This window comes from Enterobacter cloacae complex sp. P13B (genome assembly GCF_014895915.1).
GTDB lineage: Bacteria > Pseudomonadota > Gammaproteobacteria > Enterobacterales > Enterobacteriaceae > Enterobacter > Enterobacter bugandensis.
Genome location: NZ_JADBQN010000074.1, coordinates 1 through 247 on the forward strand (window position 1 = coordinate 1; position 247 = coordinate 247).

At 51.4% G+C, this 247-nt stretch carries 2 tRNA genes; both read right to left on the reverse strand.

Annotated features, from left to right (window positions below):
• Positions 1-15: 15 nt before the first annotated feature.
• Positions 16-91 (reverse strand) — tRNA-Ala (locus tag IM273_RS21785).
• A gap of 38 nt (positions 92-129) precedes the next feature.
• A tRNA-Ile gene (locus IM273_RS21790) sits at positions 130-206 on the reverse strand.
• Between the last annotated feature and the right edge of the window lie 41 nt (positions 207-247).

A 247-nucleotide genomic window follows, 5' to 3' on the forward strand; every position in this document is an offset into this window, starting at 1 on the left:
GTTCGCAGTAAAAGATGGTGGAGCTATGCGGGATCGAACCGCAGACCTCCTGCGTGCAAAGCAGGCGCTCTCCCAGCTGAGCTATAGCCCCATCGTTTTGCCAACCTCTTCAAATTTGCTTCGCAAATTTGGTAGGCCTGAGTGGACTTGAACCACCGACCTCACCCTTATCAGGGGTGCGCTCTAACCACCTGAGCTACAAGCCTGTAGAGGTTTTTTACTGCTGTTTTTCATCAGACAATCTGTG